This window comes from Janthinobacterium paucivorans, from assembly GCF_051380805.1.
GTDB lineage: Bacteria > Pseudomonadota > Gammaproteobacteria > Burkholderiales > Burkholderiaceae_D > Janthinobacterium > Janthinobacterium lividum_D.
On record NZ_JBNYXR010000003.1, the window covers coordinates 68888 to 88034 of the forward strand.

Here is a 19147-nt window from a genome sequence, read left to right on the forward strand (position 1 = left end):
GTCCTCATGTTTTCGATCCGTGCCGTCCTGGCAGCAGGCTGCGTGGCGGCGCTGTGCGCCTTGCCGCACGCTGGCGCCAGCGACAACTCTCCCCCTGCTGCCGTTTCTTCCCCGGCAGCCGCTCAGGAGCTGTCAGCGCCCGCGCGCCCGCGCATCGCCCTGGTGCTGTCAGGCGGTGGCGCGCGCGGTCTTGCGCATATCGGCGTATTGAAAGTACTGCAGGAGCTGCATGTGCCGATCGACATGGTGGTTGGCACCAGCATGGGTGGCGTGGTGGGCGGTGCGTATGCGGCCGGCGCTTCCGTGGCGGACCTGGAAACGATGGCGCGCGAGACCAACTGGGCGCGCGTGGTAGCCGACCGGCCGCCGCGTGACGAACTGGCGTTCCGCCGTCGTGAGGAAGATTTATTGTTGCCGTCGCGCTTGGAGTTTGGCACCAGCCGCAACGGCATTTCCACGCCGCCGGCGGCGGCCAGCAATGCGGCGCTGGAAATGGCGCTGAACCGCTTGCTGCCGGCCGGCATGCGCGATCGCCCGGCCAGCCAACTGCCGCTGCCCTTTCGTTCGGTGGCCTCCGACCTGGTCAATGGCGAACTGGTGGAACTGGTCGACACGCCGCTGTTCCTGTCGATGCGCGCCTCGCTGGCCGTGCCGGGCGTGTTCGCCCCGGTGCGCGTGAATAATCGCCTGGTGGTCGATGGGGGCCTGGTGCGCAACCTGCCCGTCGACATGGCGCGCGCCATGGGCGCGGACATTATCATCGCCGTCAACGTGGGCACGCCGCTGGCGCCGGAAAAAGAGTTGGGCAGCGCCATCGGCGTGGCGCAGCAGATGCTGCAGATTCTCACGGAGCAGAATGTGCAGCGCTCGCTCAAGGAACTGCAGGCGCAAGATATCCTCGTGGCGCCAGATCTGACGGGCGTGAGTTTCCTCGACTTTGAGAATTACGCGCGCGCCATGCGCGCCGGTGAACAGGCGGCGCAGGCCTTGGCTTCCCGCCTGGCACCGCTGTCCCTGCCGCCGCAACAGTACGCAGCGCGCGAGCAGTTGCGCCTGGCGGCACCGGCCTTGCTGGACGTGGCCCTGCCGCTCGTGCGCCTGGCCGTGGAGAGCGAAGGCGATATCAATCCACGCATCTTGCAGGCGCAATCGGGCCTGGTGGAAGGGCAGATGGTGAACCAGGAAGATGTGCTCAAGGTGGCGACCAAGCTGTATGGTCGGGGCGACTTGGCGCGCGTCGAGACGCAAGTGGTCGATGCTGGCGACCAGCGCGCCGTGACCATCAAGGCAGTCGAAGCACCGTGGGCCAGCAGCCGCCTGCGCGTGGGCCTGGAAATGGCCAGTGATTTCAGGGATAGCAATACCTTTGCCCTGAAGCTGTTGCATGTGCGCTCGAATTTGAACAGCTGGGGTGGTGAATTGCGCAGCATGGTGCAGATCGGCACCACGCGCAACTTTGGGGTGCAGTACTGGCAGCCGCTCGGTGCCGGCAACCCGTGGTACATCGCCCCGTCGATCCAGTACAGCTCGCAGGCGGTCGATCTGTTCGACAAGGGACGGCGCAATGCGCGCGTCGCCTACAGCGGCCAGAGCACCAGCCTGGTGCTGGGGCACCAGTTCGGTTTCTGGGGCAATCTGCAGTTGGGCGTCACGCGCAGCGAAGTCAAGGCGGACATTAGCATCCCCGCCGACCCTGCCTATCCCAAGGAGCGTTCACTGGGCACCAACCAGTTCGTCCAGTTCCGCGTTGACACGCTCGATTCGCCCGGCTTCCCCACGCGCGGCGCGCTGTTGGATGCCACCTGGACGCGCGCCTCGACCACCGGCTCGGGCGAGTCGGGCCTGGGGCGTTCCGCCATCACCGGCCTGCAGGCGTTTGGCAGCGGCAACTGGGCCGGCCACGTGTATGGCGAATGGGCGCGTGCGCAGCGCGGCGAGGCGCCGCTCAGCCTGGGCGGCTTCCTGCGCCTGTCCGGTACGCAGTTCGAGTCGGTGACTGGGCGCAGCGTGGCCCTGGCGCGCTTCGTGATGGCGCGCCGCATCGCTTCCCTGCCCAGCACCCTGGGCGGGGCCGTGCGAGCCGGCTTTTCATTGGAAATGGGCGGTGGCTTTGATCAGAGCGAGCGCTGGAAAGCCAGCAAGTTCACGCAGGCCAGCAGTGCTTTCATTTCCGTCGATACGCGCTTCGGTCCTGTGTACGTGGCGTCGGGCGCATCGAAGGGCGGCGAGAGCACGCTTTATCTATTCCTGGGCCCGGTCTGGTAAGGCGCCGCCGGGGCGGTAGGCGCCGTGCTGCGGCGCAGGGCCGTGAAGGCGGCAAATTCCCATGAGCGAAAGCCCAGTAGCAGGGTAAAGCCATCGCGCTCGGCGGGTGCCAGGCGCCGGTCATTCTGGTGCAGTCGCGCCAGTTCCTCGGCCAACTGGCGTATCTTTTGCACCAGCTCCTGCGCGCTCGACAGTGACAGGCGTGCCGGAATGCACATCAGGGTTTCGCCGGCGCCGTCAAAATGCCCGCTGAAATAATCGGCCACCACGTGTGCGCGGAAGTACTGCTGCACCGGACCGTCGGCCAGCCAGTGGAAGGCGTTCGAGACGCGCAGGCTGTAGCGGTTCAGCGGTTTGAGTTCGATCAAGCCCAGCCGGTCCAGTTCGGCCAGGCAGACGATGCATTCGGCCTGCGTCAGCGCATACGTTTCCACCACCTGCTCCAGGCTCCAGTGACCGAGGCAGCAGATTGCCACCAGCAGCAGGCGCGGATGCGCCACCAGCGACTTTTCCTGCACCAGGGTGAGCGTGTCGGCATGCGGCGTGATGTCGGCCGCGTCGCGCAGCACGTCTTCCATGGCGATGCCCGATGTCTTGCAGATCAGGGCCAGGCGCGACAGCGACATATCATGCTGGCCAAACATGCGTTTGACGCTCGATTCGCTCATGCCGATGCGTTCGGCCAGTACCTTGTACGTGATGCCGGCGGCGCGCAGTTGGGTGCGCAGCACGCGCAAGACCAGCTCAGGTGAACTCACGAGATATCCTTTTTTACAAGTTTGGTAGCGGGTGACGCTACAAAATGTAGCCCTTAATGACACTTTGCACAAGATGATAGTACTTTTTGGCAAAAGCGATGACACTCCCGCTTGTGGCTCGCGCAGCGCGCTACAAGCAGGCAATGCGTACACTGGCAGAGCTTATCTATCAAGGTCGATCGCTTGGCTTGGGCGGCGGTTCAGACAAGAAGAACAAGGCAGGCCTGAGCTGCGGCATCGGCGCGGCGTATGCGCTGAACCAGAACGGGTCGCTGCACCTCGACTGTGACCACGTGCCCGTCAAGTACAACAGCATGCAACGACGAAGGTCGACATTTTTCGCTGGGCGCTTCCTACCGTTACTATGGGGGGCGGTCAGCAGACGATGGCCTGATGGCGGACGCCCTTGAACGGGGTGTCCGCAGGCGGCCTAAAGTGACCAAGGCGGCGTTGCACGGCCTCGCCGTATTATCCATACTGTCTTCGTCCATGCGCCTTGTCCTGGACATGTTGAGATCAGTCTTTGACGTCGACTTTCAGCAGCAATTTCGCCAGCAGGCGTTTTTCCTGCTGGCGCTGGCCCGATACGCTTTTCACGTGCGCCCCGGCGGCGCGCTTGCCGGCGGCAGTGGCGACCGGATTGCGCGGCTTTTGCGAGGGTTCGACGCGGAACTGCATTTTCTGCCGCGTCGCCAAGGCTTTGTTTGCCACCGGGTTCCCCCTTCCTTCTTACAGCACGTAGCGCGACAGGTCCTCGTTGACCGACAGCGCTTCCAGGCGTTCATTCACGTACGCGGCATCGATCAGCAGCAGGTTTTCCGTGCTGCTGCTGCTGCCTTCGCTGGCCGTAAACGACACTTCTTCCAGCAGCTTTTCCATCACCGTATGCAGACGGCGCGCACCGATGTTTTCCGTGCGCTCGTTGACCGAATAGGCGATTTCCGCCAGGCGCGTGATGCCTTCCGGCGCGAATTGCAGCGTCAGGTTTTCCGTCGCCAGCAAGGCTGTGTACTGCATCGTCAGGCAGGCGTCAGTGCTGGTCAAAATGCGCTCGAAATCCGAGATCGACAGCGATTCCAGTTCCACGCGAATGGGGAAACGTCCCTGCAGTTCGGGAATCAGGTCCGACGGTTTCGACAAGTGGAAGGCGCCCGAGGCAATGAACAGGATGTGGTCGGTGCGTATCATCCCGTACTTGGTGTTGACGGTCGTGCCTTCGACCAGCGGCAGCAGGTCGCGCTGCACGCCTGCGCGCGAGACGTCGGCACCGCCCGATTCCGAGCGCGAGGCGATCTTGTCGATTTCATCGAGGAAGACGATGCCGTTCTGCTCAACGTTCTGGATGGCCTTCTGCTTGAGCTCATCTTCGTTGACCAGCTTGGCCGCTTCTTCCTCGACCAGCAGTTTCAAGGCTTCAGCGATTTTGACCTTGCGCGCTTTCTTGCGCTGCCCGCCCACGCCCGAGAACATGGACTTGATCTGCTCCGTCATCTCTTCCATGCCCGGCGGTGCCATGATTTCCATCTGCGGGCCCGCCTCGGCCAACTCGATCTCGATTTCCTTGTCATCGAGTTCGCCCTGGCGCAGGCGCTTGCGGAAGGTCTGGCGCGTACTGTCGCCGCTGCCGCTGCCGCTGCCGCTGTCCACGGCGGCTGGCGTATTCGGCGTGAAGCCGAAGTCGCGTGCTGGCGGCACGAGGATGTCGATGATGCGGTCTTCCGCCGCATCCTCGGCGCGTGCGCGTACTTTCTTCATCTCCAATGCGCGCGTCTGCTTGATGCCGATGTCGATCAGGTCGCGGATGATGGTGTCGACGTCGCGCCCCACATAGCCCACTTCCGTGAACTTGGTCGCCTCGATCTTGATGAACGGTGCCTCCGCCAGCTTGGCCAGGCGGCGCGCGATTTCCGTCTTGCCGACACCCGTCGGGCCGATCATGAGAATGTTCTTGGGCGTGATTTCATGGCGCAGGGGCTCGGCCACCTGTTGCCGGCGCCAGCGGTTGCGTAGGGCGATGGCGACGGCGCGCTTGGCCTTGGCCTGGCCCACCACGTGCTTGTCGAGTTCGGTGACGATTTCCGACGGTGTCATGTTCATGATCATAATTGGCTTTCTATTCTTTGCTCAGGCACGCTCAGGTTTAGTCTAAGGTCTCGATAATGTGGGACATATTCGTATAAATGCACAGCTCGGCGGCGATGGTCAGCGATTTCTTGACCACTTCGGCTGGCGATAAGTCCGTGTTTTCCTGTAGTGCCTTGGCGGCCGACTGGGCGTAGGTGCCGCCCGAGCCGATGGCGCCGATGCCATCTTCCGGTTCCAGCACGTCGCCATTGCCCGTGATGACCAGGGTCGACTCGCTGTCGGCCACCAGCAGCATCGCTTCCAGGCGCCGCAGCACGCGGTCGGTGCGCCAGTCCTTGGCCAGTTCGACCGAGGCACGCAGCAGGTTGCCCTGGTGTTTTTCCAGCTTGCCTTCAAAACGGTCGAGCAGCGTGAAGGCATCGGCGGTGCCGCCGGCAAAGCCGACCAGGACTTTGCCCTGATACAACTTACGCACTTTGCGGGCCGTGCCCTTCATGACGATGTTACCCAACGTTACCTGGCCGTCGCCGCCCAGCGCGACTTGCTTGCCGCGCCGGACGCAGAGGATGGTGGTGCCGTGAAATTGTTCCATAGTGACCTCAAAAGATTCGTGCCGATGCGTGCAGCGTCATGCGGTGCGCGCCCATGGCATAAAAATGGGGATGGAAAAGGCAATTGCAAGCGGCACTTGCCGCTGCCCGGCCTGCTACCGTGTCGTCGGCGCAGGACGAAAAAAAAGCACGCAACGCAGGTTGTGTGCTTTTTCGCCATTGCGCGGTCGACGGGGCGGTTGCGCAAGGGAGGGGCGATCAGTCGCCGTACAGTTTTTGCTTCAGTTCGCGCCGTTGCTGGGCTTCCAGCGACAGGGTGGCGGTCGGACGGGCGATCAGGCGCGGGATGCCGATAGGCTCGCCCGTTTCTTCGCACCAGCCATAGTCGCCGCCATCGATGCTGGCGATCGATTGCTGTACTTTCTTCAGCAATTTGCGTTCGCGGTCGCGCGTGCGCAGTTCCAGCGCATGCTCTTCCTCGATGGTGGCGCGGTCGGCAGGGTCCGGGACCAGCACGGTTTCACGCAAGTGTTCCGTGGTTTCGCCGGCGTTTTTCAGCAAGTCTTTTTCGAGTTGCTGCAGGCGCGCCTTGAAGAATGCCAGTTGTGCCGGATTCATGTAGTCATCTTCGCTCATGGCGCGAATTTGGTCTTCGCTGATGAGAGGGATGTCTTGGTTGGCGGCCGGGGTCGATTTATTAGTTTTGGTCATAACTTCGCTTACCTTCGATACGACAGAGTTTTCAAATTGATCAGTTGATGCGGCGATGCCGAGCAACTGTACAGGTTCCGCTGGGCATTGCTGTCCGGATGTACTGCTTGCGACCTTGGCTTGCCGGCGAAAGCCAGAACTACTGGCCGGCTATGGTGCCATGTTGATAACTTTTTACCGCTCTATGCCGGTCGCGCTATGCGCGCGACAACGGGCGTGTTGGGTGGATCGCTTGCATGCTTGGCATGTGGCCAGCGGCAGTTGGCCAGCATTTCATGACAGGCCTACGACATGGGCCGTTTTCGTCGCTGATTTTGGCACGCTTTGCCTTATATTGCCATCCCGATTTGTTGACTAGCCGATCAGAGACGGCCACTTGTTGGTTTATGCCAGCAAGATGGGTGCCGGGTGGCGGGAAAGCGTGCTTAACTTTCCCTTTTGTTTCTGCTTTGCAAACGATACTTTGCAAAACCCGGCTAGTTTATACCAAACATTGTTCGAGTCCGCGAATAAAAATGTCTTTTGGTAGATTCTTGCCAATAAATACCATTTTGCTGCCACGTACTTCATGCTCGCCCCATTTGGCACCCAGGTCGCTACCCATCAGCTGGTGCACGCCCTGGAATACCACCTTGCGTTCGGCGCCCTGCATCAGCAGCACGCCCTTGTAGCGCAGCATGCGCGGGCCATACACTTGCACCAGGCCGCCGAGGAACTCATCGAGTTTGGCGCTGTCAAATGGCTGCGTGCTCTTGAAAACAAAGGCGGCGATATCGTCGCTGTGCTGCGCATGGTGGTGGTTCGCGTGGCCGCAATCGGTGGCGCAGGCCGCAGTGTGCTCATGCTGGTGTTCGTGAGCGTGCTCATCTGTGTGTACATGCCCATGCTCGTGCGCTTTGTTTGCATGCTCGTGCGCTTTGTCGTGATCATGTACGTGCGCCGTTTCCGTGGCCAGGAAATCCGGGTCCAGTTCCAGCTTTTCATTCAGGTTAAAGCCGCGGATGTCGAGCACTTCGGCCAGCGGCGCGCGGCCGAAATCGACCTTGGCGATGGGCGCGCGGGGATTGATGCGCTTGAGGCGGCGCGTCAGCGTGGCCACGTCGGCTTCACTGACGAGGTCGGTTTTCGACAACAGCAGCTTGTCGGCAAAACCTACTTGCCGTTGGGCTTCCTCGTATTCATCGAGTTGCTTCATGGCATGGCGGGCATCGACCACGGTGATAATGGCGTCGAGCATGTAGTGGCTGCCCACTTCTTCATCGACAAAGAAGGTCTGCGCCACGGGACCGGGATTGGCCAGGCCTGTCGTTTCGATGACGACGCGGTCAAACGCCAACAGGCCGGCGTCGCGCTTGCGCGCCAGTTCCGTCAGGCCCACGATCAGGTCGCCGCGCACGGTGCAGCAGATGCAGCCGTTGTTCATCTCGATGATGTGCTCGTTACTATCTTGCACCAGGATCTCATTGTCGATGTTTTCCTGGCCGAACTCGTTTTCGATCACGGCGATGCGCATGCCATGCTCTTCCTGCAGTATGCGGTTGAGCAAGGTGGTTTTGCCGGCGCCCAGGAAACCGGTGAGGATGGTGGTTGGTATCAGTGCCATGAAGGATGCCTATGCTGTAATCGATGGTGCCACCGCGCAAGCGGAAGAATGCGGACGATTATGCCGGAATTTTGCAAATGCTTGCAAATACGCGCCCATCCGCTTGATATTGATCACGCTAGCCCGTGGGGGCAAGTGCCTACTTGAGCTTGGCGCGCGGGTGCGCCTGGTCATACACGTGCGCCAGGTGCTGGAAATCGAGGGCCGTATAGACCTGGGTCGAGGTGATGCTGGAATGGCCCAGCATTTCCTGCACGGCGCGCAAGTCACCCGACGATTGCAGCATATGCGAGGCAAACGAGTGGCGCAGCACGTGCGGGTGCACGTTCGCGGGAATTCCGGTGGCCAGCGCATGCGCCTTCAGGCGCAGCTGCAGCACGCGCGGCGAGATGCGTGTGTTGCGCGTGCTCAAAAACAAGGCAGCGCTGCCATCCCTGGCGGGCGGGCGCACGGCCAGCCAGCCGAGCAGCGCGACCAGGGCGGCCTTGCCGACAGGCACCTTGCGCATCTTGCTGCCCTTGCCCGTGACGACGACTTCGAAGCTGGCCATGTCTAGCCAGCCCAGCGAGGCGGGCTGGCCATCGCCGGCCTTGCAGTAATGGGTGTCCAGGCTGGTCAGCTCGGACACGCGCAAGCCGCTCGAATACAGCAGCTCGAACATGGCGCGGTCGCACAGCCGTTCCGGCTCGGCGCTAGCCGGTTGCTGTTGCGCGGGCGCCACGAGACGCACGGCATCGTCCACTGAGAGTGCTTTGGGCAAGGTTTTGGCCCGCTTGGGCGCGCGGATGCCGTCGACGGGATTGGCATCGAGTGCCGTTTCACCGCTGAGCCAGTTGAAAAAGCCCCGCCACGACGATAGCTTGCGGGCGATCGAACGTGGGTCGAGGCCGCCAGCGTGCAGCTTGGCCGTGTAGCGGCGTATTTCGTTGTGCGCGAGGGCGGTCCACCGAGTATCACCGCTCAGTTCCAGCAAGGCGCGCAAGTCGCGTCCGTAGGCGTCCAGCGTGTGCGGTGAGAGCTTGCGCTGAGTGGCCAGCTGCGCCAGGTAGCTGGCCAGCCATTCGGCCTTGCTGCGCGCTCCGTCCACCGCGTTCTCAGGCGCGCAGTGCTGCCAGCGCAGCGCTGGCCGTGGCACCGATGTGCACCAGGAAGTCCGTGCCCATGCTGTAGGTAAAGCGTTCGCTGTCGGGCGAGCCGAGCACCAGCAAACCGAAGGTGCCTGTGGTGCCGGGCGCGCGCAGGGCGATCATGACGGTCGATTCGATTTTGTCGGCCTGCAACCAATGCACGGCTTCGAAATCGCGGTTGCTGCCGCAGTATGGCGCTTGCAGGCTGTTGGCGAACATGCGCACGTCGGCCGTGACATCTTGCGTGAACCAGCCGTTGGCGTGTTCCGGCAGCACTTGCCATAGGCGCAGGCTGACATAGGGCACGTCGAAATTGCTTTGCAAGGCATCGACCAGTACGCGCGGCATGGCCGCATCGCTGCGCACTTGCAGCATGGCCTGGTTCCAGCCGTGGAACTTGCTGGCGATGTCGCCATTTTCCTCAGCCAGACGGCTCAGCTTGGACATGCGCAGTTCCAGCGCCTTGTACTTGTCACGCATCACTTCCATTTGCCGCTCTTGCAGCGAGATGGTGCGTCCCGTCAGTGGGCTGCTCAGCTTGACCTCACCGAGCAGCGCGGTATGCTCTTCGAAGAAAGTCGGATGCTCGCTCAGGTAATGGGCGACGGTGCTGGAATCGAGTGTGGCGGTCATTGATAGTGAGAAGAAAGAAGGATGAACGCTTCATTCTAACCGAGAGTGCGGCGGCATAGGCGCAAAGGGCGCGGTGCCTGCGCATTTTCGGCGCGCGCATGAAAAAAGCGGCATGGTTGCCCATGCCGCCTTGTCTTCCTGGTCAGCTGTCACCCGCAGACGATGACAGGCCGGCCATTAGAAGTTGTGATGTACGCCCAGACCGATGTAGGTCTTCGAAACTGCGTCCTTGCGGTTCGAGATGTCTGCGTACAGGTAAGTGCGCTTCGACAGGTTGTAGTCGTAGCCCAGCGATGCTTGCTTGGTCTTGGTGACGCCATCCGGCGTTTTTTGACCGTAGCCAGCGCGGATCTTGCCTGGGCCGACATCATAGTTGGCGCCAACCAGCCATGCCTTGGTGTCGGTATTGATGATCTTGAACTTGCTGTCATCTTGGTGCTGGTACGACGCCATCAGTTTCAGTTCCGTCACTGGATTGAACGATGCGGCGACCGACCACAGTTTCGCTTCCAGCGCATTACGCTCGTAGGCGGCCATGGCGGCGAATTGTGCGTTGTTGTACGTGGCCGAAATCGAGTACGGGCTCACCTCTGGCGTTGCATTGAGCGGTACGGGGCGGTTGCCTGCCGTGGCAACGACGGCAGCGTTGTTGTTGGCTTCCTTGGCGGCGACAGTGGCGTTGATCTGGAAGCCGCTAAATACTGGCGAGTTGTAGAACACGGCATTCGAGAAGCGGTTACGCGAATTGCCCGTCGCGCTCAGTGGATCGCTGCTGTAGGCGGCTACTGTGATGTCGGTTTGGAAGCCGGCAGTCGTCGGCATGCCCGACCATGGTTCGAACGCGGTGCTCGCTTCCTGGAACGCGGTCAGGCCACGGCCCAGGCGTACGGTACCGAAGTCGCCTTGCAGGCCAACGCGGCTTTGACCCTGGAACAGGGGACGCGCGTTGCTTTCCAGCGTGCCCGTATCGGCTTCATAGCGAATTTCCAGTTGGAAAATGGCTTTCAAGCCATTGCCCAGATCTTCCGAGCCCTTGAAACCCAGTTTGTTATTGTCGCGCTTGGTGACTTTGGTGGTTTCACCAGTCAATTTGCCCAGGCCAGCATCGATCGTGCCGTAGATTTGGACGGACGACTGCGCTTGTGCGGTTGCGGCAAAGGCGCCGAAGAGTGCGAGGGCAACGAGTGATTTTTTCATGTTTTATTCCCTATTAAAAGTGAGTTTCGTCCGAGATCCGAGCAGATCGACATGCGCAGACTGTTACGTTTGGATGAATGAACCTTAGTTCTTCGGCGCGCAAGACGTGCGGTATTGGTCAAATATGCGTGAAAAGATTGGTGAAAAGCGTCATATATCGATGGCCCTGTTGTATTTTTGTAACGCCCGGTTTTTGTCTATTTTGCGCTCATGGCCAGCATTCTCCCCTCGTCACGGTGGCTGCGCCTTGCCATATTGGCGTGTTCTGGCTGGGACATTGTTGCGTTGAATCAAGTTCTTGAGCCGGCTTAGGCGGATTTATGACACAAGGACGTTACACTAAGAGACGGCCTGCACTGATGGGCCCGGGGACGACATACTATTTTTAGAATCATTGACTCAATATCGAGAATCGATGGCAAATCGTGAAACATTAGGATTGATCAAGGGCGCACGTGCCGGCGATGTCGCTTGCCAGTTGGCGCTGGGAAGGGTGTATCTGTTCGGACAAGGTGTGCCGCAGAGCTTGCCGACCGCCGTGCACTGGCTGGCGCGGGCGGCCCAGGAGGATAGCCAGGAAGCATGCTTGCTGATTGGCGCGCACGTGCCGTTCGAAGTGGCGCAAGCGGCAGCCAGGACGCTGATTCCATATTACGCTCAGGCGTTCGATGCTGGTCTGGTGCAGGCGGGCCTGGTGCTGGCGCAACTGGTGCTGGGCAACCCTGCCGGCAATTGTGAAGCCTTGCGTGCCAAGGCGCGCGGGGCGCTGGACGCCGCCGTGCATGCTGGCTTGCCCGATGCGCAATGGTTGTTATCCATGCAAGAAAAATCGTCCTCAGCCTCCATGCAGCATACCGGCATCGCTGGCGAGCATGCGCTTGATCGCGACACGCCGCTGTACGCCTGGCTGGAGCAGGCCTGGAACCAGGGTAACCAGGCCGGCTTCCTGTCACAAGGCTTGCCGCTGGCGCGCGAGCTGTTGCAGCGCCAGGCGGCCGGGGCGCGTGCCACCACCCTCGACGCGCAGCAGGTGCTGTTGCTATCGCGTTGCGCCCAGGCATTGGCGCCAGGCGGCGATGCCGAGGGTTGGCAATGCTGCGAGCTGGCCGCGCATGGCGGCGACCGCACGGCGCAGCTAGAGTTGGGACTCGGCTATGCGCGCATGGATGCGCATGGCCGGCGGCTGGCCACGCGCAATGGCGCGGCCAATTTTAAGCGGGCCGTGCGCTGGCTGACGCAGGCTGGCGAGCAGGGCCTGGCCGAAGCCTGGTTCGTGCTCTCGCGCATCTATACAAAACCGGAGTTTTCTCAGCGCAATGTGCTCGAAGCCCATTGCTGCCTGGAGCGTGCCGCCGACCTCGGGCACGGCCCGGCCCAGCTCGAGTGCGGCATGCATGCCTGGCGCAATCGCCGCGACGGCGTTAACAATGATGTGCGTGCCGCTTATTGGCTGCTGCAGGCGCAAGCGCAAGGCAGCAATGAAGCGGAGGCGGCGCTGGCGAAGATCGCGCCGCGCGGCCAGCCCGGCGACTGGGGTCAGTGCGCCGCTCTGCACGCCGATGGACACCTGCGCCAGCTGGACCAGGGCCACCCTTTGCTGGCGGCGCGGCTGGCGCTGGCGCGCTGCTTCCATTTATCGCGTGCCGAGGCGCTGCTGCTCGATCTGCATGCGGCTGACCAGGGGCATTGCCTGCTGATCGATATCAGTGCCACGCATGGGCGTGGCAAGCGGCGCCTGGCGTTGATCCGCACGGCGCAAGAGCGCCAGTTGCTCGACCAGGTGATGCGCCTGTTCGAGCGCGTCGATTGCGGCGTGACGGGGCCGGAAGGCAATTACCGGCAGCGCCTGTACCGCTTGAAGTGCTATCTGGCCGAACTCGGTGTCGCGCAGGAGCAGCAATTCCTGGCGGCATGATCGGTTGCGGCTTGGCGCTTTGATTACAGCTCGATCGTGCCGTCGAATACGGTCACGGCCGGGCCCGTCATCAGGACCGGCTGACCCGGACCTTGCCAGGCGATCGACAGTTCGCCGCCGCGCGCGCTGATGCGCACCGGGGAATCGAGCAGGCCGCGCATGATGCCGGCCACGGCAGCGGCGCAGGCGCCCGTGCCGCAAGCGAGCGTTTCGCCCGCGCCCCGCTCATACACGCGCAGTTTCACGTGATGGCGCCCGATCACTTGCATGTAGCCGGCGTTGACCCTGCGGGGAAAGCGTGGATGGTGCTCGATGCGCGGGCCCGATTGTTCCAGATCTTGCGCGTCGACATCGTCGACCACGTGCACGGCATGCGGGTTGCCCATCGACACGACAGATACCAGCACGGGGGCACTCTGGCCCGGCAGCGCCAGGTCTAGCGGCCACACCGTGTCTTCGCCCTCGGCCACGCCATCGAGGCCGTCGGCATCGAACGGCACCAGCTTTGGCTCCAGTACGGGCGCGCCCATGTCGACCGTGATGCTGCCATCGGGCTCCAGGCGTGGCGCAATGATACCGGCCATGGTTTCTACGCGGATGCTGGTCTTGCTGGACAGCCCCTTTTCGCTGACGAACTTGACGAAGGCGCGCGCGCCATTGCCGCATTGTTCGACTTCGCCGCCATCGTTGTTATAGATGCGATAGCGGAAGTCGCAGTCGGCCAGGCGCGGCTTTTCTACCACCAGGATCTGGTCGGCGCCGATGCCGAAACGGCGGTCGGCCAGGCGCTGCCATTGGGCCGGCGTAAAGTCGATATCTTGATTGATGGCATCGATGACGATGAAGTCATTGCCGGCGCCATGCATCTTGGTAAAGTGGAGTTTCATGTTTTGCCGTATCACTTGTGCTAGTTATGCTGGTTATGCTGGTCATATAACGACGCCTCGCCTGCCGGACGCGTCTTGAAGCGTTTATGCGTCCAGAAATATTCGGCCGGCGCTTCGCGCACGCGTTCTTCGATGAATGCGTTCATGCGGCGCGTGGCGGCCGTGATGTCGTCGCCCGGATAATCATCCCAGGCCGGGTAATAGGTCACTTTCCAGCCCTGGTAATTGGGCAGGAAGGTGGCGATGACGGGAATCACCTGCGCCTTGGCGGCCAGCGCCAGGCGCGCCGTGGCCGTCAGGGTGGCGGCGGGCACGCCGAAGAAGGGCACGAATTCGGCATCCTTTTCGCCGAAATCCATATCCGGCAGCATGAAATACGGCAAGCCGTCGCGCAGCGCGCGCAGAATCGTCTTGATGCCGTCCTGGCGCGTAAACAGCTTCGGTGGCTTGAAGCGCGAACGGCCGTTGCGCAAGGCTTGGTCGAAGGCGGCGTTCTTTTGCTGCACATACATGGACGAGGCGGAAATTTGCATGGCCGTGGCGGCGCCGGCCACGTCGAGGCAGACGAAGTGCGGACACAGCAAGATGGTCGGCTTGGCCGCGATCTGCTGGCCCGGGAAGGCAGGCACCTTTTTGATCAGGCGGTTCAGGCGCGCTTCCGACGACCACCACAGGATGCTGCGCTCCCACACGCTGCGCGAATAGCTTTGAAAATGCTGGCGCGCCAGGGTCACGCGTTGCTTTTCCGTCAATTCTGGCATGCACAGGCGCAGATTTGTCAGGGCAATCTTGCGCCGCTTGGGCATGACGATGAATAGCATGCTGCCGACGGCTACGCCGAAGCGGCCGAGGATGGGCAGGGGCAGCCAGTGCAGCAGCCACATGAAGCCGATCAGCAGCCTCATGCCTGCTCCTTGGCGGCAGTCGGCGTCGCGGGCGTGGGCGGTGGCGCGCCGCGCGGCACCTTGTAGCGGTTGTAGCTCCACAGGTATTGCGCGGGGCTACGGGCGATCAATTGTTCCATCGCCATATTGATGCTGCGCGCCTGTTCGGCCGAGTTACCGTCGAGCGACACGGTGAAGGGCACGAAATGCACGACATAGCCGCGTCCCCCGGGCAGGCGTTCGGCGTAGGTGATGATGACTTCGGCGCCGCCCATCTGCGCCAGCTTGGCCGGCAGGGTCATGGTATAGGCCGGGCGGCCGAAGAAATCGGCCCACACGCCTTCGCCCTCTTGCGGTACCTGGTCGGGCAGCAGGCCGATGGGCTGGCCTTTTTTGAGGCATTTGGCAAAGATGCGCACGCCCGACATATTGGCCGGCGCCAGCATCAGGTTTTTGCGCGCGCGGGCACCTTCAATCAGCGGTTTCAGGGCGGCGCGCTTGGGCGGGCGGTACATCACGGTGAGCGGCGTGCGTAGGGCGATTTGCTGCGCGACGATTTCAAAGCAGCCCAGGTGCGGCGTCAGGAAGACGATGCCGCGGCCGTGCTGTAGCGCTTTTTCTACCAGTTCCCAGTTTTTCACGCTGGCATGGCGCGCCACGCGCTCGGCTGGGGCGCACCAGATGAAGGGCAATTCCAGCACACTCTTGCCCGCTTCGGCCACGGCCGTGTGCAAGTGTTGCGAAAACCCCGCACCCTGCATGTTTTCGCGCATGCGGCGCCGGTAGGACGGGGAAATGGCGTAAATCACCCAGCCGAGAGCAGCGCCCAGGCCATGCAGGACGGGCAGGGGAAAGAGGGATAAGAAGCGGAAAATTGGGACTAACATGAATAAGCTGTTTCCAAGAATGACGTGTTGCTGTGCCAAAATTTTTTAAGAAGCGTAAAATACCACGTATGTAGTAACCGCTGAGTTAATAGACAACTTGCGAAGCGGAATATAAGTATCGCTAAAGCGTCGCAGGCAAAATCCTCTTTACTGCGACAGAACATTCACACAGTAACCAGGAGCTTGCAATGTCAAACGACTATCTCTTCACTTCCGAATCCGTCTCCGAAGGTCATCCTGACAAGGTTGCCGATCAAATTTCCGACGCCATCCTCGACGCCATCCTGGCCCAGGATCCGAGCGCCCGCGTGGCTGCCGAAACCCTGTGCAACACCGGCTTGGTGGTGCTGGCTGGCGAGATTACCACGCACGCCAATGTCGATTATATTCAAGTTGCGCGCGAAACCATCAAACGCATCGGCTACGACAATACCGAATACGGTATCGACTACAAGGGTTGCGCCGTGCTGGTGGCCTATGACAAGCAGTCGCCCGACATCGCGCAAGGCGTCGATGAAGGTGCAGGAATCGACCTGGATCAAGGCGCTGGCGATCAGGGCTTGATGTTCGGCTACGCCTGCGATGAAACGGCCGAGCTGATGCCTGCCGCCATCCATTACGCACACCGCCTGGTCGAGCGCCAGTCGCAGCTGCGCAAGGATGGCCGTTTGCCATGGCTGCGTCCAGATGCCAAATCGCAAGTAACCCTGCGCTATGTCGATGGCCGCCCCGTTGGCGTGCATACGGTCGTGCTGTCGACCCAGCATGCACCGGAAATGACGCACAAGCAGATCGAAGAAGCCGTCATCGAAGAAATTATCAAGCCCATCCTGCCGCGCGAGTGGTTGACGGAGACGAAATTCCTGGTCAACCCGACGGGCCGTTTCGTCATCGGCGGTCCGCAAGGCGATTGCGGCTTGACCGGGCGCAAGATCATCGTCGATACCTACGGTGGCGCAGCCCCGCACGGCGGCGGCGCGTTCTCGGGCAAGGATCCATCGAAAGTCGACCGTTCGGCAGCGTATGCGGCCCGCTACGTGGCGAAAAACATCGTCGCCGCCGGCCTGGCGCGTCAATGCCAGGTGCAGGTCAGCTATGCCATCGGCGTGGCCAAGCCGATCAACATCACCGTCTACACGGAAGGCACGGGCGTGATCCCTGACGCGGAAATCGCCAAGCTGGTGCTGGCCCACTTCGACCTGCGTCCAAAAGGCATCGTGCAAATGCTCGACCTGCTGCGCCCGATTTACCAGAAGAGCGCCGCCTACGGCCACTTCGGCCGCGAAGAGCCGGAATTCACGTGGGAGCGCACCGACAAGGTGGCCCTGCTGCGCGACGCCGCCGGCTTGAAATAAGCTAGTCCGCTTGCAACAACAGCGCCCCAGCCCCCGGCTGCGGGCGCTTTTTTTTAGGCGCGTGCCTGTGGCGGTGTTTGCTGCACTACGCTGCCTGGGCGATACGCTACAGTTGGTAGTCAATAAATTAATTGGAGAGTTCCATGACTTGCTTGCGCGCATGCTCGTTGTTGCTGGTTCTGGCCGCTACATTGGGCCTGTCCGTTGTCGTGGCGGCGCCCGCCACGTTGACGCTGGGGCAATGGCTGGACAAGGCCGAGGCGGGCGATGGTCATGCCGTGCTGATCCTGGCAGCGGCCGGCAAATTTGTTTTCCCCGATGGCTCGCTGGCAACGCCGCTGCAGATCCGACCCGAACTGACCGAATTGATGGGGCAAATGTCGGCACGCCAGGCCTTGCATGTGCTCACCGTCTATGCGGACAGTGGTTTTCTCGCCACAGATCGTGATGCCTGGCGCGCCAATATCAAGCCCGATCCCGTGATCACCTGCAAGTGGGCCATGCGCGCCGCGAACTACCCGACCGACGGCAGCTTGGCCGATAAAGAGCTGCTGTCCGTCCTGCGCACCCTGGCCGAGGAAATGGCGCAGCGCCTGGATGCCGGCGAGCGCGCCATCTGCCTCACCGAGGGCAAGAACTGGCCGCGGCAACCCTAGGGCGCCAGTGCGCATCGCGGGCCTGCCAGGCGACCGATTTACTTGACTAGTGGTTGCCGTTGGCGCGTGGCCAATGTTATGATAGTGCGTCCGAGGAGCGTTGCGACGAAGAAATTCGCCAGGCTCGGAATATGGAACTGCGCTCACGTACTTTTTTCAACTGAAAGGAGGGCGTGATGAACGCCGTACTCAAATTGCAACACGACTACACCATCGCCGATATCACTCTGGCCGCATGGGGCGACAAAGAAATTAAGATTGCTGAAACGGAAATGCCAGGCCTGATGGCCATCCGCGAGGAATTCGCGGCAGCGCAGCCTCTGAAAGGCGCGCGCATCACCGGTTCCATCCACATGACCATCCAGACCGCTGTCCTGATCCAGACTTTGGAAGCACTGGGCGCGCAAGTGCGTTGGGCATCGTGCAATATCTACTCGACACAAGATCACGCTGCCGCCGCCATCGCTGCTGCCGGCACGGCCGTGTTTGCCGTCAAGGGTGAATCGCTTGATGAATACTGGGAATACACGCACCGCATCTTCGAATGGCCGAGCGTCGACGGCAAGGCTGTCTACTCGAACATGATCCTCGACGATGGCGGCGACGCGACCCTGCTGCTGCATCTGGGCGTGCGCGCCGAGAGCGATATCTCGGTGCTGGCCAACCCTGGCTCGGAAGAAGAGATCTGCCTGTTCAACTCGATCAAGCAGCGCTTGCTGGTCGACCCGACCTGGTACTCGAAGCGTCTGCCGGAAATCCTCGGCGTGACCGAAGAAACCACCACCGGCGTGCACCGTTTGTACCAGATGCACAGGGATGGCAAGCTGGCTTTCCCCGCGATCAACGTCAACGATTCCGTCACGAAGTCGAAGTTCGACAACCTGTATGGCTGCCGTGAGTCGCTGGTCGATGGCATCAAGCGCGCCACCGACGTGATGATCGCCGGTAAAGTGGCGGTGATCGCCGGCTACGGTGACGTCGGCAAGGGTTCGGCCCAAGCCATGCGCGCCCTGTCGGCGCAAGTATGGGTGACGGAAGTCGACCCGATCTGTGCACTGCAGGCGGCGATGGAAGGCTACCGCGTGGTGACCATGGATTACGCCTGCGAACACGGCGACATCTTCGTTACCGCTACCGGCAATTACCACATCCTCACGCACGATCACCTGACGCGCATGAAAGACCAGGCCATCGTCTGCAACATTGGTCACTTCGATAATGAAATCGACGTTACTTCGTTGAAGCAATACGAGTGGGAAAACATCAAGCCGCAAGTCGACCACATCATCTTCCCGTCGGGCCGTCGCATCATCCTGCTGGCCGAAGGTCGTCTGGTCAACCTCGGTTGCGGCACGGGCCACCCGTCGTACGTGATGAGTTCGTCGTTTGCCAATCAGACGATCGCCCAAATCGAGTTGTACGCGAACACGGCCAATTATCCGGTCGGCGTGTACACCTTGCCAAAACACCTGGACGAAAAAGTCGCTCGCTTGCAACTCAAAAAGTTGAATGCGCAGCTGACGGAACTGACGCAAGAGCAAGCCGACTACATCGGCGTGCGCACGGAAGGCCCGTATAAACCTGAGCACTACCGTTACTAAGATGGTTGCCTCATGAACCTACTGCGCGGCGA

At 61.4% G+C, this 19147-nt stretch carries 17 protein-coding genes and 1 riboswitch; of the genes, 5 read left to right on the forward strand and 12 right to left on the reverse strand.

The window, feature by feature from the left end; all coding sequences use genetic code 11:
• Positions 1 to 6 precede the first annotated feature (6 nt).
• Entirely contained in the window at positions 7 to 2265 is a 2259-nt protein-coding gene (locus ACQ4V8_RS04910; protein ID WP_070345940.1) for a patatin-like phospholipase family protein, read from the forward strand.
• Here ACQ4V8_RS04910 and ACQ4V8_RS04915 read toward each other — a convergent pair.
• From ACQ4V8_RS04915 to ACQ4V8_RS04955, 9 genes are all read right to left on the reverse strand, one after another.
• Entirely contained in the window at positions 2238 to 3023 is a 786-nt protein-coding gene (locus ACQ4V8_RS04915) for a helix-turn-helix domain-containing protein (protein WP_043460548.1), read from the reverse strand. The genes ACQ4V8_RS04910 and ACQ4V8_RS04915 overlap by 28 nt on opposite strands.
• 516 nt (positions 3024 to 3539) lie before the next feature.
• Entirely contained in the window at positions 3540 to 3734 is a 195-nt protein-coding gene (locus ACQ4V8_RS04920; protein WP_070345939.1) for a hypothetical protein, read from the reverse strand.
• A gap of 18 nt (positions 3735 to 3752) precedes the next feature.
• Complete coding sequence (gene hslU / locus ACQ4V8_RS04925) at positions 3753 to 5120, reverse strand: ATP-dependent protease ATPase subunit HslU (protein ID WP_436571013.1); 1368 nt, start codon at positions 5118 to 5120, stop codon at positions 3753 to 3755.
• Positions 5121 to 5163: 43 nt separating this feature from the next.
• Entirely contained in the window at positions 5164 to 5700 is a 537-nt protein-coding gene (gene hslV, locus ACQ4V8_RS04930) for an ATP-dependent protease subunit HslV (RefSeq protein ID WP_010394217.1), read from the reverse strand.
• A gap of 217 nt (positions 5701 to 5917) precedes the next feature.
• Positions 5918 to 6370, reverse strand: coding sequence for an RNA polymerase-binding protein DksA (dksA, locus tag ACQ4V8_RS04935; RefSeq protein ID WP_010394218.1), 453 nt, complete (start codon positions 6368 to 6370; stop codon positions 5918 to 5920).
• A gap of 481 nt (positions 6371 to 6851) precedes the next feature.
• Positions 6852 to 7973 carry a CobW family GTP-binding protein gene (locus tag ACQ4V8_RS04940; RefSeq protein WP_436571014.1) on the reverse strand — a complete coding sequence of 374 codons (1122 nt, stop codon included), beginning with the start codon at positions 7971 to 7973 and terminating at the stop codon, positions 6852 to 6854.
• Positions 7974 to 8112: 139 nt separating this feature from the next.
• The gene (locus tag ACQ4V8_RS04945) at positions 8113 to 9060 is read right to left on the reverse strand and encodes a tyrosine recombinase XerC (protein WP_082260933.1); all 948 of its coding nucleotides are present in this window, start codon (positions 9058 to 9060) and stop codon (positions 8113 to 8115) included.
• A gap of 7 nt (positions 9061 to 9067) precedes the next feature.
• Complete coding sequence (locus ACQ4V8_RS04950) at positions 9068 to 9733, reverse strand: DUF484 family protein (RefSeq protein WP_010394223.1); 666 nt, start codon at positions 9731 to 9733, stop codon at positions 9068 to 9070.
• 177 nt (positions 9734 to 9910) lie between these two features.
• Positions 9911 to 10930, reverse strand: a complete 1020-nt coding sequence (locus ACQ4V8_RS04955) for a porin (RefSeq protein ID WP_010394224.1) — start codon at positions 10928 to 10930, stop codon at positions 9911 to 9913.
• A 415-nt stretch (positions 10931 to 11345) separates the two neighbouring features.
• On the opposite strand from ACQ4V8_RS04955, the gene ACQ4V8_RS04960 reads away from it, so the two are divergent.
• Positions 11346 to 12845 carry a tetratricopeptide repeat protein gene (locus ACQ4V8_RS04960; protein ID WP_070345936.1) on the forward strand — a complete coding sequence of 500 codons (1500 nt, stop codon included), beginning with the start codon at positions 11346 to 11348 and terminating at the stop codon, positions 12843 to 12845.
• A gap of 23 nt (positions 12846 to 12868) precedes the next feature.
• Here ACQ4V8_RS04960 and dapF read toward each other — a convergent pair whose 3' ends face one another.
• The 3 genes from dapF to ACQ4V8_RS04975 are packed head-to-tail and all read right to left on the reverse strand — an operon-like array spanning position 12869 to position 15503.
• Entirely contained in the window at positions 12869 to 13732 is an 864-nt protein-coding gene (gene dapF / locus ACQ4V8_RS04965; protein WP_010394225.1) for a diaminopimelate epimerase, read from the reverse strand.
• A gap of 20 nt (positions 13733 to 13752) precedes the next feature.
• The gene (locus ACQ4V8_RS04970) at positions 13753 to 14637 is read right to left on the reverse strand and encodes an LpxL/LpxP family acyltransferase (protein ID WP_010394226.1); all 885 of its coding nucleotides are present in this window, start codon (positions 14635 to 14637) and stop codon (positions 13753 to 13755) included.
• The gene (locus ACQ4V8_RS04975) at positions 14634 to 15503 is read right to left on the reverse strand and encodes a lysophospholipid acyltransferase family protein (protein ID WP_010394227.1); all 870 of its coding nucleotides are present in this window, start codon (positions 15501 to 15503) and stop codon (positions 14634 to 14636) included. The genes ACQ4V8_RS04970 and ACQ4V8_RS04975 overlap by 4 nt, the downstream gene beginning before the upstream one ends.
• Positions 15504 to 15691: 188 nt before the next feature.
• Here ACQ4V8_RS04975 and metK point away from each other — a divergent pair, with 188 nt between their 5' ends.
• From metK to ahcY, 3 genes are all read left to right on the forward strand, one after another.
• Entirely contained in the window at positions 15692 to 16858 is a 1167-nt protein-coding gene (metK, locus tag ACQ4V8_RS04980) for a methionine adenosyltransferase (RefSeq protein ID WP_070345934.1), read from the forward strand.
• Between the two features lie 143 nt (positions 16859 to 17001).
• Positions 17002 to 17514 (forward strand): hypothetical protein, encoded by a 513-nt coding sequence (locus ACQ4V8_RS04985; RefSeq protein WP_436571015.1) that lies wholly within the window; start codon positions 17002 to 17004, stop codon positions 17512 to 17514.
• 87 nt (positions 17515 to 17601) lie between these two features.
• A riboswitch (S-adenosyl-L-homocysteine riboswitch) is annotated at positions 17602 to 17666 on the forward strand.
• A gap of 24 nt (positions 17667 to 17690) precedes the next feature.
• Entirely contained in the window at positions 17691 to 19115 is a 1425-nt protein-coding gene (gene ahcY / locus ACQ4V8_RS04990) for an adenosylhomocysteinase (RefSeq protein WP_070345932.1), read from the forward strand.
• Positions 19116 to 19147 lie beyond the last annotated feature (32 nt).